The organism is Gilvimarinus chinensis DSM 19667 (genome assembly GCF_000377745.1).
Classification (GTDB): domain Bacteria; phylum Pseudomonadota; class Gammaproteobacteria; order Pseudomonadales; family Cellvibrionaceae; genus Gilvimarinus; species Gilvimarinus chinensis.
The window spans coordinates 1,278,034-1,292,935 of record NZ_KB898706.1 but is presented as its reverse complement, the minus strand read 5'-3'; the positions used below and the strand labels follow the sequence as shown (position 1 = coordinate 1,292,935).

The window sequence follows — 14,902 nt, the reverse complement described above, 5'->3', positions numbered from 1 at the left end:
CGGCGTTCAGCTGCGCACAAAGCTAGGCTTTGTAAACGCTTGCTTCACCCTGCCGGGTGCGCCACTTCTGTTTTCACTCATACCCCCAGGCACAGCCTGAGCCTCTAACGTCGCAATCAAAACAGACGCTGCCAAAACCACTGCAAAATTTCCGTATACTTACAGGCTTTCCACAACACCCCCAGACCTTATTTCAGGAGCAATAATATGTTGGCACCCTCAGAGGTCATTGCGCTGGGCTTTTTAGGCAGTTTAGGGGCTGGGGCCATGACAGGGGTAGGCGCTCTGGGCGTATTTCTGGTTCGCCAGCTCTCGACCAAAAGTGAAGACGTATTACTGAGCACTGCAGCAGGCATTATGCTCGCCGCGTCGATATTTTCATTGTTGCTGCCCGGTATCGATGTTGCGATTGAACAAGACTATGCTTCGCGCAGTGCGGTAATCATTGTTCTCAGTGGAATGATGCTAGGGGCTATTTTGCTCGCGGCTATTTATCACTACACCCCCCATGAAACGCTGCCTGAACCTTCAAGCGGCGCAGACTCACAGAAACTGAAACGTATCTGGCTGTTTGTTCTTGCAATTGCACTGCACAACTTTCCAGAAGGCATGGCAGTCGGGGTAGGCTTTGCCAACGGCGATATTAATAACGGGTTACCACTGGCGGTGGGGATTGGCATACAAAATATCCCCGAAGGTCTGGCTGTGGCGATTACCTTGTTTACGGTGGGCTTCTCCAGACTTTACGCCTTTTGCACAGCATTTATAACGGGGTTAATCGAACCTGTCGGCGGCCTGCTCGGCGCGGCACTGGTTTCGTTTAGCCAGCCGTTACTACCGTGGATACTGGGCGGTGCAGCCGGCGCAATGCTTTTTATTATCAGCGATGAAATCATTCCGCAAACCCACAGTCGAGGTCATAAGCTATGGTCTACCTTTTCTTTGCTATCGGGGTTCGCCATTATGATGTACCTTGATACAACCCTTGGATAAAGAGTCTTGAGACCGCTATGGCCGGCAGCAGCTTACTAACACTGATTGATGATATCGCTACTTTGCTGGACGATGTGGCGGTTATGACAAAGGTTGCCGCGAAAAAAACCGCCGGTGTGCTGGGTGATGATTTAGCCCTCAACGCCGAGCAGGTGACCGGTGTTCGCGCCGATCGAGAACTGCCAGTGGTGTGGGCCGTCTTTAAAGGCTCTCTGATCAACAAACTGATTCTTGTGCCAACAGCCCTCTTGATCAGTGCATTTATCCCCTGGCTTATAGTGCCTTTACTGATGCTGGGCGGCGCTTATTTATGTTTTGAAGGTTTCGAAAAAGTCGCCCATAAGTGGCTGCACGATAAAGATAAAGGTGAACGCAATCACCAAGCGCGGCTGCAAGCCTTAATGCAGAACCGCACCGACATGCTGGCCTTCGAAAAAACCAAAATTAAAGGCGCTATTCGAACCGACTTTATTCTGTCCGCTGAAATCATCACGATTACCCTGGGTGCTGTCTCAGGTGCGGCGTTAAGCAGCCAAATTGCTGTGTTGAGTATTATCGCACTGGGTATGACACTAGGCGTTTACGGGCTGGTGGCCGCCATTGTAAAAATGGATGATGCCGGCCTGCACCTAAGCGGGCAAGCGAGTGTCATTAAACAAAAGCTGGGACAGTTCTTATTGGCCGCCGCACCCAAGCTAATGAAGTTTTTGTCTATTGCCGGTACGGCGGCCATGTTTTTAGTCGGCGGAGGGATTTTAGTACACGGTATAGGGCCTGCTCACCACTTTGTGGAGCACCTGGCCCTCAAAAGCGAAGCCCTTCCCACGTGGGGTGCAATTGTCGGCGCAATGACTCCAACGCTCATTAACGCCTTGGTGGGGATAGTGGCTGGTGCACTGCTGGTAGGGGCCATCACCGTGAGCGGAAAGCTATTTTCCAAAACCGACGCGCAGCATTAGGCGGTCGGCGCAACAGTAAACTTATCAAACGCTTGCACGCTCTCGTGTCTAACCTCAACGACATCTACTTCAGCCCGGTCTGAACCCAAATGCAACCAGGCTTCAAGCTCGGTCAATACGGAAGCCGAGGCCGTTGCCAATACTTCAACCCTGCCATCAGAGAGATTACGAACCCAGCCCGTCGCGCCTAATTCACGGGCTTTGCGATCAGTACTGGCCCTAAAGCTCACGCCCTGGACTTTCCCAGAGATAAAGAAACGCCGACTTACCTGCTCCACTTGAAACCTCACGGTCATGTTTGTTACTTACCATTGGGCACAAATCTATGTAAGCCCACTCGTTATGCTATCACTACTCAGTCCCCCTCGCTGGTACGCCCGCCTGAAAAGACACTACACGGCAAGATCTGGCACCGTCACTTCTGCCTCCGAGATTGTGGTGGAACATCACCATGCGCTTCATCATGTCGATGCACGCTATTTGTCGTTCTCTATCGATATTTCCGTATTGGTAGGTGGATTTTGGTGGGAAGGCAGCGAAGGCACTCGTCGTGGCCTGGGTACTTTACGGGTTCCCCCCATTCAGCTAAATCAGAAAAAGCTGGATTTGCTGGTGCGAGACTTAGGTCCTTCATACCTGCGTGTAGGTGGATCGGAAGCGGATAAAATTCACTATTTTTCGGCACCAGAGACTGAACCCGACGCCCTTGTGCTCACACAAAAACAGTGGGACAGACTGCACAGTTTTCTGCAGCGCAATGACTTGCATCTTATTTTTACCGTCAAGTATGGCTTGTTCACCCGCCGTGATCACGGCCAGTGGTGTGGTGACGAGCTGCAAAGCCTGCTGGATTACAGTGTGCGCAACGAGTATAAAATTCACGTATTCGAACTAGGTAATGAGCTGAATGCGTACTGGGCTTTCCACGGTTTGCGTGCCCAACCCAAAGCCCGAGACCTGGCAGTGGATTACGCAACCTTTACCCGGCAGATAAGACAGAATTACCCAGAGGCCCGTATATCTGGGCCAGGAAGCGCATTTTGGCCACGCCTGGGGGAAACCTTTAAACCATTTTCGAACATTACCCGACGCTTTTTACAGCAGTTGCCCATGGCACTGGATATTGTTAATTGGCACTACTACCCCTTCCAGAGCAGTCGATCGCCGGTGCGAACCCGCGCCGCTACAGTACGCACCATGCTCAACCCCAAATCGTTCGCCGATTTTGATCGCTACAGCCGCACCTTATTATTTTGGCGAGACCGCTACCAACCCCGCGCTGAACTTTGGACCGGCGAGTCTGGCTCTGCCCAATGCGGTGGCCAGCCCAAGCTCTCGGACCGCTTTATCTCTGTGTTTTGGTGGGCCGACCAACTGGGCCAGGGGGCCCTTTTAGGGCACAAAGTAATGGTCCGGCAAAGCTTAATCGGTGGTGACTATGGGTTGATTGATCGGTTGACCCTTAAACCACGTCCCGACTACTGGCTCAGTTGGCTCTGGGTCAGATTGATGGGGACACAGGTTTATCAAAGTTACCACTCCGATAAACACCTGCGAGTTTACTGCCATCGCCACCCGGACGGCGACAAACTGACCTTGATGATCATTAACTTAAAGCCCCGTGGTATTCGCGTTAATGTGAACCTGCCAGGTGAACGTTGCGAACATTACACTCTGACCGCAAAGCGACTTACCAGTCGCAAGGTTTATATCAACCAAATGAGACCAAAATTTAAAAAAGGCCGACTAAATCTAGAACACTTTCAGCAACCCCAGGTCAATAATCGCGTACCCGGCTACAGCGTAAGCTTTTGGTGTTATAAAATAAGTGGCCAACAAGACAACGCTCAGACACAACAAAGTTGATAGTAAAATGAAGGTGTGGATATTGTTAACTGTGATAGCTACCGGCTGCTCGACCATTAAAACCGATGATCACTACTGGTGCAGTTATGAAACCTCGGATGAGGCCTATCAAAACTGTTTGGAAGTAGGTCGTGATTTGGACCAGGCCACCGCCGAATCAGCCGGCCAGCGCGAAGACCCTCAGGGAAATTAACCGCTCCGTGCCCCATACTCTGTTTGAGATCCCGCCAATTTGCTCACCACCGAATACTGGCTTAACAACCAGATAGTACTGGCACCAATAACTGGCAACATCAAATAACCAAATTGATAGGCCAGAGCCACAGCTTCATTTTGCCAACTCGTTAATGCCAACTGTGATGATACATTCTCGCCCAGCTTAAATGCCAGACTGACCAATAGATCGGCAGCCAGACCAAATGCATGCAGAGGCAGAAGCGCCATTACTGCGATAAGTGTGCGCAAATTGGAAAAGTATTGCTCTTCAATGGCAAAACAAAGCGCAAATAAAACCGGTATATTCCACGAATAAATTAATGGGTTTAACGTCACAATGACTTGGCCACGACCACTATCAGTCTCAATCAGCAATGAAGTCACGACTTCCAGTTGCCGGCCATTCATTTCCAAAGAGTCGATTAATCCCGAAAAAAGTAAATTCACCAACCCTTTAGCCAACAGTGCAGCCGGCACACTGAATAATGCGGCAAGGTAATACCAGAACACGAAGAAAACAGGCAACCATAATAACGCTTTACCAAAATACAAAAAGAGCGGATCAAGCCGGCGCGGTTTCATGGGTAACTTTAGCCTTCGCGTTATAGCGAATCCAGATGAGAAAGATGAGCAATGAGTCCAGCATTATTAAGGCTTGCCAAACATATAGGTGCGCCCATTCAAAAGCGGTACTGTTCCATAACCCTAAAAAAAACAAACTGACTATTCGCAGCACATTGAGACATTGCAGCCCTGCCATACCAAACACAATACCACTTAGGGTATAGCGCCACGAAGCTGGAAAAGCCACCATTGCAGCAGTGAGTAGAATCATCGCCTCGATACCATTACAACCTGCGGCAATTTGCACCGCAAAACCTGTCTTAATATCGGTCAGGACAATACCACTGACATTAAGGTCGCGGCCGAATATTTCTATAACGAACGCACAGATACGAGTCAAACCCGCAGTCAGCGGCTGTACAACGTAAACTTGCCCCCACGGCATAAGCTCAAGGACAAACAAGCACATCATGGTGAAAAAAAAGAGAAAAACGAATCGCTTCATGCACAAGTACGCCGACAAAGTATAGGTCTCTGTCGATTATACTTGAGATAGTTAACCAGAGCTAAAAGATTACTGGCTCACCAGAATTCGCTGTGACGATTAACTTGGCAAGGGTACAAATTCGCTATCGCCCGGAACATGGCCGAACCGCCCCGCCTGCCAATCAGCCTTTGCCTGCTCAATCAATTGTCGATCCGTTGCGACAAAGTTCCACCAAATATGTCGCGGACCGTCCAAGGGCTCCCCGCCTATAGCCACAATTGAAACACCCGTCTGCGTCTTTAACATTATCTCTGCATCAGGTTTTAAAACTACCATTTCACCTACGCTATAAAGCACAGAATCAACTTCGACGCTGCCGCTAACCACATAGAACGCTCGCTCGGTATACTCTATGTCTAGCTGCAGACACGAGTTGGGCTCAAGCTGGATATCCACAAAAAACAAGGGTGATGGCGTGGTCAACTTAGCGTGTAATCCAAAACAGTCACCCGCTACCACACGCACAAAGGCACCGCTGGCTGAGAACTCTGGCAAGCTTGAAGTACTGTAATGTGTGAACGATGGAGCGCATTGCTCCATCTCTTTGGGTAGTGCCGCCCATACTTGCAACCCCATAAGTTGCTGTGAAGCCAGGTCAGAGCTCTCGGGAGAACGTTCGGAATGTACAATTCCCCTACCTGCTGTCATCCAGTTAACGGCTCCTGGGCGAATTAACTGTTTAAAGCCCAAACTATCACGATGCACTATCGACCCTTCGTACAGATAGGTCAGTGTTGAGAGACCGATATGGGGATGTGGCTTTACCGCCAGCCCTTTCTCTGGTGAACTTTCATTGGCTTCCATGTGATCAAAGAAAACAAAAGGGCCTACCGCCCGACACTCAACGGAGGGAAGCGCACGCCGGACACTGAAGCCTTCCAAGTCACGGGAGTTGGGAGTAATAATTACGTCCACAGCCTCTTTAGTGTTGCTCTTTTTTTGACGGCAGTGTGGTTCACTATCGGGGAGCCAACTCATAGGTACTCCATTATTATTATGATATCGGCCAGAGCGGGAAGCTCCGGCCGACAAATCTAAATAGAAAAGGATGGTTACAGCTTATCGAAATTATCCGTTAACAAGCAATCATAACGTCTGGCATCATAAACCTTTAAAGGCTCCACATCTGCTTGTTGAATCACACCTTTTACTACGGCATCCTCTAGGCGTTCTTCCACAGTATCGCCTGTCAACTCACCCTTTGCCTGCGCACGGCTGAAGGTATGCCAAACGTCTCCCAGCTCCAGCAACATTTGATAGGTCGTTTCCACACGTCCTACCGCGTCTTCAGGGTTATCGTTAAGGTACACATAGTCCGCCAACATCTTGCGCACCGGGTTAGCCTCCATGATCAAGCCGCCTAGCTGACGAATGTCCGCATCGCTTGGCCCGCTGTACGCACGCCCCAGAGGGAAGCTCGCAAACTTAAATGCCCAGCCGATGGCTTTTGAGGGGAAATTGGCATAAAACGCTAAGAGCGCATTTTGCGCCTTATACAAAGCACTCTTCAACGCGAATTCAGCGTGAGCATCTTCTTCTGCGGTGCGAGGGTGAGCACTGTGAAACTTAAGAATACTGCAGGCAATAAACAGCTGGCTATGTACATCCCCTAAGCGAGCAGACAAGAGTTCACGCCGCTTTAAATCGCCGCCTAATACACCCAGTGCGACATCAGCGGCTACCGCAAAGGCGGCACTCATGTGATTGATTCGCTGATACCAGACACGCGAAAAATCATCGGCATTAACCGGGGTAGAGCTAAAACGTGCGCAGGTAAAGCTAAATAATTTCAAGCGGGTGATGTTGCTAAATACGTGCCCTAAATGACGCATAAACAGCTGGTCAAACTCAACCATGGCGGACTCTTTATCCTCCGCCTGTAATGTTTGCACCTCATCGAATAAATACGGATGACAACGCATCGCTCCCTGGCCAAAAATCATCAGTGAGCGGGTAAGAATATTCGCCCCTTCCACCGTAATTGCCACTGGCAAGGCGCGGTAAGCAAAAGCGGTAAAATTACGGGGGCCGAGTTGAATAGCGCGCCCGCTCACTACGTCCATAGCATGATTAACCGAGGTGCGCATCATTTCGGTCGCGTGGTACTTGGCCATAGCCGTCATCACTGAAGGTGCGCCACTGTCCAAACCACGGGTCACCAACTGTCGAAACGCTTCCAAGGTATAACCGTTTGCCGCCACCTCGGCGGTAGCTTCTTGCACACCTTCAAACTTGCCCACTTCCATATTGAATTGGCGACGAATGCGCGAATAAGCTCCCACAGTCAGGTAGCTCATTTCACCGCTGGCCGTTGACAGGGCTGGCAGGGACACACCACGACCCGCACCTAAGCACTCAATCAGCATACGCCAGCCTTTACCGGCCATAGCTGGACCACCGATGATCCACTCCACAGGAACAAATACATCCGTCCCCTTGATGGGGCCATTCATAAACGGAGACCCCGGATTGTGACGCGGCCCTATTTCAATACCCGGATGCTTAGCCGGCAACAGTGCACAGGTGATTCCGTAATCGGAGGTATTCTCATCGCCCAGTAAACCCTCTGGGTCATAGAGCTTAAACGCCAAGCCAACCACGGTGGCCACCGGCGCTAAGGTAATCCAGCGCTTGGAAAAATTCAGGCGAATGCCAACCACCTCTTGGCCTTCAAACTCGCCTTTACACACAATCCCGGTATCGGGAATAGAGCCCGCATCGGAGCCCGCCTCAGGGCCGGTTAAGCCAAAACAGGGGATTTCACTACCATCAGCAAGCCCCGGCAGCCAACGTTGTTTTTGGTCTTCGGTGCCGTATTTCATCAACAGCTCGCCGGGGCCAAGAGAGTTGGGCACCATGGCCGTCACTGCCGCGGTCACTGAGCGGCTGGCAATTTTGCTCATAATGCGGCTTTGTGCATAAGGGCTAAAATCACGCCCCCCGAACTCTTCGGGAATAATCAAACCAAAAAAGCCCTTTTTCTTTAAATACTCCCAAGCGGCTGGCGAGAGATCCTGATCCTTAAAAATCTGCCATTCGTCTATCAAGCCACACAGCTCTTCAACTTCATTATCGAGGAAGCTCTGCTCTTTTTCAGATAGCTGAGGCAATTCAATATCAATAAACTTTTTCCAATTCGGACGGCCGCTAAACAGGTCTTTCTCCCACCATGTAGTGCCCGCCTCCATAGCCTCGCGCTCGGTGACACTCATGGGCGGCATGGCCTTTTGCAGGAAATGATAGGCGGGATCGGTTAATACACGGCGTCGTAGCTGCGGGACATTCAGTACAGCGACAATCAGGGCGGCAGGAATTAACAATAACCACATCCAGGCCGATAAATAAGTAAGGATAAATAACCCCAATAAGATCACCACCGATCCTACCGGCAGGGCGAGGGGGTAATAAAGCACAACGGTTAAAAGCGCGATAAAAGCAACCAGCGACAACAGAAACATACAGTGCATCTCCGACTTATAGTGTCATCTTATACAGCGTGATAAGGCTGCATTTAACAATAGTCGATTCTGTCGCGCTTAGCACTCCGACAGATGCCTAAGCTCTGCGGTTAAGAACTGTTGTGACGCCCGTTGGTAAATAGACAGCGCGACGCGGTCTGACTACCATCAAACTTTCGTCAATATAACAAGGTCAGATCACAATGCCCACCAAAACTCTGCTCTCCCTGGGGCTAGCCCTGGTTTTACACAACCAGGCCTCGGCAGCCACGGCAGTTCAAACCCACGGAGCCCTCAAGGTCGACGGTAACCAAATTCTAGATGCCAGCGGAGCACCTGTCTCCCTGGCCGGTCCCAGCCTTTTTTGGAGTAATACCGGGTGGAACGCAGATCGATACTATAACCGCGAGGTAGTTAACTACCTGCAAGAGCAGTGGAACGCCCCCATCATTCGCGCAGCCATTGGCGCAGGTGCACACGGCGGAATGCTCACGCACCCGGATGAAAACATTAAGAAAGCGGAAACGGTTATTGATGCTGCGATTGAACAGGGCATGTATGTCATTCTGGATTGGCATGCCCACCACGCTGAAGATCACCCCAAAAACGCCATTGCTTTCTTCGACCACTTCGCCACGAAATACGGTGATACGAATAACATTATTTATGAAATTTACAATGAACCGTTAGCGGATACCGACTGGCACACGGTGATCAAACCCTATGCGGAAACGCTCATCGCTCATATTCGCGCGATAGACCCGGACAACCTGATAATTGTGGGCACCCAAACCTGGTCACAAGACGTAGATAAAGCCGCCGAAAGCCCTATCACAGGCTATGACAATATTGCCTACACACTGCATTTTTACGCTGGAACCCACAAACAGGCACTCAGAAACAAGGCCGAGCAAGCATTAGATCAAGGGGCTGCCCTGATGGTTACAGAGTGGGGTACCGTCAATGCCAATGGTGACGGAGCCGTTGACAGAGAGAGTACTGAACAATGGCTCACATTTATGCGTGAACATAACCTGTCCCACGCCAACTGGGCACTGAACGATAAGCAAGAAGGTGCCTCTATGCTCAAACCCGGGACAAAACCCGACGGCAACTGGACAGATGACGATTTAACGGAATCAGGGCTTTATGTTAAGTCCATCATAAAAAACTGGCACCAGGTCAACTACAGCGTTGACAAGAAGTAAGGCCAGATATCCAGCGGTGGGTATCCGGCCCCTCTAGCCCACTTAATGTACGGTTGCCGAGGCTTTTTCCAGGGCCTCAACCGCCAACACTAAAAACATATAGTTGGTCGCCCCCCCACCCATCACATATTCGGTTTGTTGCCAAAAGAAGGGCCAGGTCTTCAGCTCGGGTAAATCCGGGCGTATCAATGCGGTTCCAGAAATGACACCACCCGGAATATAAGACCAATCCGCTCGATTCACCCCATAGGCTACCAGCGCTGACTCTGAACCTACTCCCGAGGCAAAAGACTGTGTATTACTGCCCGGGTGTACCCCCAGTACAAAGTTTAGAGCATTAACAAAAATACTAGCGTCGGCAATCTCCGGCCAGGTTTTGTGAGCAAAGTATTGTTTTACACCAAATTCCTGAATTCCCCAGCCAGCGCCCCAGATGTGCGGTTTATAGGGTACGCCATAGGGTGTTTGTGCAGCTTGTTGTTGCACGCGCTGCTGCTGATCCACCACTGCGTTTTTAATGGCCGTTATAAACTCCTGGTTTTGTGTTTTGTCCATCACCCGGCCAATAACCCAGGCAGTATTATCAATATCAGCGACTAAATCGTCCTGCATCGCTATAAGCTGATCGACATACGCTTTTTTACCGGTGCTTAAAATAAGCTCTGCCAAAGCGAACGCTTTGACACCTGTTTTTTCCGCCAAAGGAAACGCTTTAGAAAAAACCTCTTCAGCAGCGGTCAGTGACTGTTCGGCAAGGGTTGCATTGTAGCCTTTCATTACCCGAGCCGCGGCGGCCAGCCCGGCCACCACGTCCAGCTCGCGTTCAGGGTTTTCTTCGGTAAAAACCCAACGATCGTCTGGAGTCCCAGAGCGTCCCTCTTTGACTTCGCCCGGTTCAAGGCTGGGGTGAAAAACCAGATTATCGGTTTGCGCACCAGCATCGCCAAGCATCACATATTGGCGAACCGTGGGCACAATGATACCTCGGTACAACCGTCCCAAAGATTGATAACCCCCTAATACGCTTAATAGGCCATGCTCAATTTGTTGTAGAGCGTCGTTTTTTCCATCCGCCTGATGAATTTCTACCAGCTGTTTATCCTGATCAATTAACGTCGCATCGTAATTTAAGCCGAACTCTTCCACCATCATGGCCAGCAGCCAGATAGTGCCAATTTGCGACTCGACACGTAAGTCGTAGTCGCCAGCATCGTGCCAGCCACCTTTGTTCAACCCAGGCACCGGTTGCCCTGGCTTAAAACTGGTAAGCGTAGATTCGCCTGACAAGTACCCATCAATATGGTTGTAATTAACAGGCGACATTAAGGCATCATCGTGATGACACTTGTCGTGCCAAACGCGATACTTTTCGTTGACGCGCATATGACACATTTGAACCGGTAAATAGTACTCAAGTGTTGGCTGCCAAGCATGGCGTGAATAAACATCGGCCCCAATTTTAAACGGCTGAGATTTTTTATTCCGATAACGCAGCTGATACATGCCAGGCTCCGTCACCTCTGAAAAATCAAACTGCAAATAGTGATAGCGTAAAAACGAACCCCAGGGTTTAGGCTTAGATTTTTTCACCAGCACAGGACCATCTGCGCCCAATTTTAAAAGCTCTACTTCGCTGGCTTTGGTGTCGCGACTGTCCTGTTCTATTACCGCGCCTTTAGTTTGCGATACACCGTAACCCAACTGCGAAACCTGAATTACTGGTTCATACTCCCAGCCCTCAATAACATTAGGCGTGATTACCCACTCAATCGCATTGTTACTGGCCCCTTTTGGCACCAGTGAGCGCACAATGTACCAGCCGTTGTTATGATTAGTTCGCCCATCCCACAACTCCAGCTCGCCGCCTTTAACGCGCTCAATGCGCAATCTTTGTTTTTCAGATTCCGGGGCAACGACCAGTGTCTTTCCCGTCGCTAAAGGCTCTGCCAACCACTCGCCATGGGTGTGCATTAAAGGCCCGTTGGGCTGAGTGGGGAAGATGCCACTCAGCTCATCCATTAAATATGACGCGCCAAATAAATCTCCTGGGAATAGCTCGAAATTAAAACCAACTTTACCAATCCATTCATCCGGCAACGGCTTTTTTAAGTCCACACTGACTTTCACACTGTTGTCGGTCAGTACCTCAACATGAACCTGATAACTGAAATTTAAATCCGGGTAGTCGATGGGGTTAAAACCTTTTTGGTTTTTACTGTCATCCGGATAGGCGAGCGTTTGCGAAATACGCTGATTTTTATAATCCACGTGGGCATCGCCTACCCCTCGAGGTACAGGAGACCACTGACCGGGGGAAATCTCTAGTCGCAAATCGCCATTGGCCGCAGTGCGCACACCATGCTGAATCACGGTAACGCCCGTTTGATGACCATCTGGATAAATATCTGCAAACACAGTGACATCCAGACCAGGACGAGAAAAATAGCCTTGTTCGGTTAGTTCTAAATTGGTAGCGGCTGTTGCACTCATGCCTAATAGTGCAAGTATTGCCAATGCAAGTGGGCGGGCGTGGCCTAACATGGGTATCTCCTTAGCATTATTATTCTTGGCTATTTTCCTCCATGATCATAAGAAGATCCACGAGTGAGGCTACCTCAACTGTCAATTTTTGTAACGTTAAGCACTGCCAATTTTACACCGATTACGTCCTTCAGATTTAGCACCATAAAGCGCGCGATCCGCTCGTGCGAAAACATTGTCAGCGTCATCACCCTCTTTAAACTGTGCTATTCCTACAGAAATGCTAAGGGTTACCGGACTTCCCTTATAACTGAATTCGGTTTTTGCAATTGCGGCGCGAATCCGGTCCAACACGCCAAGCGCTTGCTCTGCCGTGGTTTCCGGCATAATGACCACAAATTCTTCCCCGCCATAACGACCAAAAAAGTCCACATCACGTAAACGTTTACTCATTGCCTGGCTTAATACTTGTAAAACTCGATCTCCCGCCTGATGCCCTAAGCTATCGTTTATTTTCTTGAAATTATCCAGGTCACATACTGCAAGCACTAACGGACTGGCGTAACGACAAAACCGTTGTTGCTCCAACTCTATGCGTTCATTGTATGCCTCCCGGTTGGGTATGCCGGTGAGTGAATCACGCAGGGCTTTTGCTCTTTGCTCTTCAAGAATTTGTCGATTTTTTTGGGCCTCAGCTTCCATTGAGCGTAACTTATGTGCCAGCTCACCGAGTTGGTCCAGCATCGGCATAGCCTGTTCAGAGCGCTGCTGATAGGCATCCAGAGCTGAGCGAATACTGCCTAAACGAGTTTGCACTTGGTCTTTTAGTTGGTTTAGGTCAGTTGCATCTCGTGTTTGGCTTTCAAGACGAACAAATTCTGACAGCATATCCGCTTGCATAGAAGCTGATGCAGACTGCAAATTGCTGCTACTGGCCTGCGCTCCTTCTAAGGTGCTGTATATATCCGCCAGCTCAAGGTTGACGCCGTTCAAATAAGAGGTGAAGGCCCGAGTTGCTGCCATATAGGCACTCATCACTAAGTCGCGTACCTCTTCCAGAACAGGAATAAGATCAGCATTGCGAATGCCACTTTGTAAACGCTGTTGCAGGGCCGAAACTCGATCTGGTGCCAGCGCCTGGGCTTCCACACTTTGCAACAAGTCATTAATGATGCTGCGGAGGTTTTCCGATACCGTTTCACTGTCACGCAAACTGGCATTTGGGTTTAGCTCGAACAATACTCGATCCGCTTTACCCCGCTGATCCTTACTGTCCTCTCGATGAGTTTGAGTTGGAGACCTTTCTTTGCCCAAGAGACGAGATAAAAAACCTTCTGACTCAGGAGCTTCCTCGGCCTCATCGCTCAATATGTACGCCTGTAACTCTGCCACCCGCTCCAGCAAAGACGGATACGCATGCAACAATTGCTGCTGCCGACTGATTTCTTGCGCCAATTCACGCAGCTCTTTTTTTATCGGCCGCTGGGGCTCTCGCCCCAGCAATGGCACAATTAAAGACTGCAAAGCCCCCCGCAATTGAGTGGATGTAGCATCTCGCTGCTCATCAAATTGCAGTAATTGTTTATCCAGGCTTTGTAAGTCTTGTGCTAACTGAGCGTCCTGTTCACTGCGCACACTCGCACGCAATGCTTCCAGCGCCTTGTCTAGCTCGGGCTGCTGGCCATCGGCGGCCACACTAACGCGAATCAAAGCTCGTCTTAATAGCTGCAGCTGGTCTTTACAGTGTTCTTCAAGGGATTCCTGCTGATCCAGCAAATCCAAGTACTTGTCTTTCCATCGATTATTTGGGCTTTCACTCATATCGGCACGGGCCTGTTCAGTTCCATCGAGTCATTATAGACACGACAAAAAAAAACCCGCTAGCGTTGAGTCGCAAGCGGGTTTGGATGCCTTATCAGGCGGCTTATTTTTCAGCGCGAATTTTATTCACCAGAAAGTCAGCTACCTGCAGCATCTCTTCGTGACCACCGGCACCACTGGCGCTAATCGTGTAGCGGCCATCTACGACCAGCTCAGGGGTACCACTGATGTTATAGGCTCTGGCCTTTGCATCACCCTGACGCACCTGGCTATCAATACCGAATGACTCGAAGGTCTTCACAAACTTATCTTTATCTACACCGTATTGAGCGTAGAAGTCGGCGAAATCTTCAACGCCGCTGAAGCGTGTACGCTGCAAATGCAGTGCGTTAAATAAATCCATGTGCGCTTCGTCCAAGATACCCATAGACTTAGCGGTATAAAATGCACGAGCGTAAATCTCCATTTGTTTTGCCCAAACAACCGGAGTTTGCACTACATACACATCATCGGCCTGCTTTTTCTTCCACTCGCTGAACAGAGGATCAAAACGGAAGCAGTGACCACAGGTGTAAGCAAACATTTCGCGCACTTCTATTTTTTCTGGGTCATCGGTACGCACCGCTTCAGCCAGCTTAGTGTAGTGAGTGCCCTCTTGAAATTGCGGCGCCGAATCAGAACTCTCGGCACAGGCCACTATAGTAAACAACAGGCCAAAGACGGCTAGCAGAATTCGCATATTATTGCTCCATTATCGTCGTTAATCATGGCAGGCTTAGACCACCTAAG

Annotated in this window: 13 protein-coding genes; 5 read left to right on the top strand and 8 right to left on the bottom strand. The window is 49.9% G+C overall.

The features are described from left to right. Nucleotides 1-207 precede the first annotated feature (207 nt). Both D568_RS0105980 and D568_RS0105975 read left to right on the top strand, forming a co-directional pair. Nucleotides 208-993, top strand: a complete 786-nt coding sequence (locus tag D568_RS0105980; protein WP_020208678.1) for a ZIP family metal transporter — start codon at nucleotides 208-210, stop codon at nucleotides 991-993. A 17-nt stretch (nucleotides 994-1,010) separates the two neighbouring features. Further along, a complete protein-coding gene (locus D568_RS0105975; protein ID WP_020208677.1) occupies nucleotides 1,011-1,952 on the top strand; it encodes a DUF808 domain-containing protein in 942 nt (313 codons plus the stop codon). Here the strand turns inward: D568_RS0105975 and D568_RS0105970 are convergent. Further along, nucleotides 1,949-2,248: an acylphosphatase gene (locus D568_RS0105970; protein WP_020208676.1), complete on the bottom strand. Its 300-nt coding sequence runs from the start codon at nucleotides 2,246-2,248 to the stop codon at nucleotides 1,949-1,951. The two genes, D568_RS0105975 and D568_RS0105970, sit on opposite strands and share 4 nt — an antisense overlap. A gap of 46 nt (nucleotides 2,249-2,294) precedes the next feature. Here D568_RS0105970 and D568_RS0105965 point away from each other — a divergent pair, with 46 nt between their 5' ends. Beyond that, complete coding sequence (locus tag D568_RS0105965) at nucleotides 2,295-3,818, top strand: glycosyl hydrolase family 79 N-terminal domain-containing protein (protein ID WP_083915313.1); 1,524 nt, start codon at nucleotides 2,295-2,297, stop codon at nucleotides 3,816-3,818. A gap of 22 nt (nucleotides 3,819-3,840) precedes the next feature. Further along, a complete protein-coding gene (locus tag D568_RS0105960) occupies nucleotides 3,841-4,011 on the top strand; it encodes a hypothetical protein (RefSeq protein WP_157497637.1) in 171 nt (56 codons plus the stop codon). Here the strand turns inward: D568_RS0105960 and D568_RS21900 are convergent. The 4 genes from D568_RS21900 to D568_RS0105940 all read right to left on the bottom strand — a co-directional run bounded on the left by D568_RS21900 (nucleotide 4,008) and on the right by D568_RS0105940 (nucleotide 8,603). Continuing rightward, the gene (locus D568_RS21900) at nucleotides 4,008-4,586 is read right to left on the bottom strand and encodes an exosortase H-associated membrane protein (protein WP_211211598.1); all 579 of its coding nucleotides are present in this window, start codon (nucleotides 4,584-4,586) and stop codon (nucleotides 4,008-4,010) included. The two genes, D568_RS0105960 and D568_RS21900, sit on opposite strands and share 4 nt — an antisense overlap. A gap of 10 nt (nucleotides 4,587-4,596) precedes the next feature. Beyond that, nucleotides 4,597-5,103: an exosortase H gene (gene xrtH, locus D568_RS0105950; RefSeq protein WP_020208672.1), complete on the bottom strand. Its 507-nt coding sequence runs from the start codon at nucleotides 5,101-5,103 to the stop codon at nucleotides 4,597-4,599. A 99-nt stretch (nucleotides 5,104-5,202) separates the two neighbouring features. Further along, nucleotides 5,203-6,123, bottom strand: coding sequence for a pirin family protein (locus D568_RS0105945; protein ID WP_020208671.1), 921 nt, complete (start codon nucleotides 6,121-6,123; stop codon nucleotides 5,203-5,205). Between the two features lie 74 nt (nucleotides 6,124-6,197). Next, on the bottom strand, nucleotides 6,198-8,603 hold the full coding sequence (locus tag D568_RS0105940; protein WP_020208670.1) for an acyl-CoA dehydrogenase: 2,406 nt from the start codon (nucleotides 8,601-8,603) through the stop codon (nucleotides 6,198-6,200). Between the two features lie 203 nt (nucleotides 8,604-8,806). Here D568_RS0105940 and D568_RS0105935 point away from each other — a divergent pair, with 203 nt between their 5' ends. After that, on the top strand, nucleotides 8,807-9,811 hold the full coding sequence (locus D568_RS0105935; RefSeq protein ID WP_020208669.1) for a glycoside hydrolase family 5 protein: 1,005 nt from the start codon (nucleotides 8,807-8,809) through the stop codon (nucleotides 9,809-9,811). 42 nt (nucleotides 9,812-9,853) lie between these two features. On the opposite strand, the gene D568_RS0105930 is transcribed toward D568_RS0105935, so the two are convergent. The 3 genes from D568_RS0105930 to D568_RS0105920 form a co-directional block, all read right to left on the bottom strand. Continuing rightward, complete coding sequence (locus D568_RS0105930; protein ID WP_020208668.1) at nucleotides 9,854-12,352, bottom strand: glycoside hydrolase family 9 protein; 2,499 nt, start codon at nucleotides 12,350-12,352, stop codon at nucleotides 9,854-9,856. A 96-nt stretch (nucleotides 12,353-12,448) separates the two neighbouring features. After that, nucleotides 12,449-14,113: a GGDEF domain-containing protein gene (locus tag D568_RS0105925; RefSeq protein ID WP_020208667.1), complete on the bottom strand. Its 1,665-nt coding sequence runs from the start codon at nucleotides 14,111-14,113 to the stop codon at nucleotides 12,449-12,451. A gap of 103 nt (nucleotides 14,114-14,216) precedes the next feature. Then, on the bottom strand, nucleotides 14,217-14,852 hold the full coding sequence (locus D568_RS0105920; RefSeq protein WP_020208666.1) for a thiol:disulfide interchange protein DsbA/DsbL: 636 nt from the start codon (nucleotides 14,850-14,852) through the stop codon (nucleotides 14,217-14,219). Nucleotides 14,853-14,902: the final 50 nt, after the last annotated feature.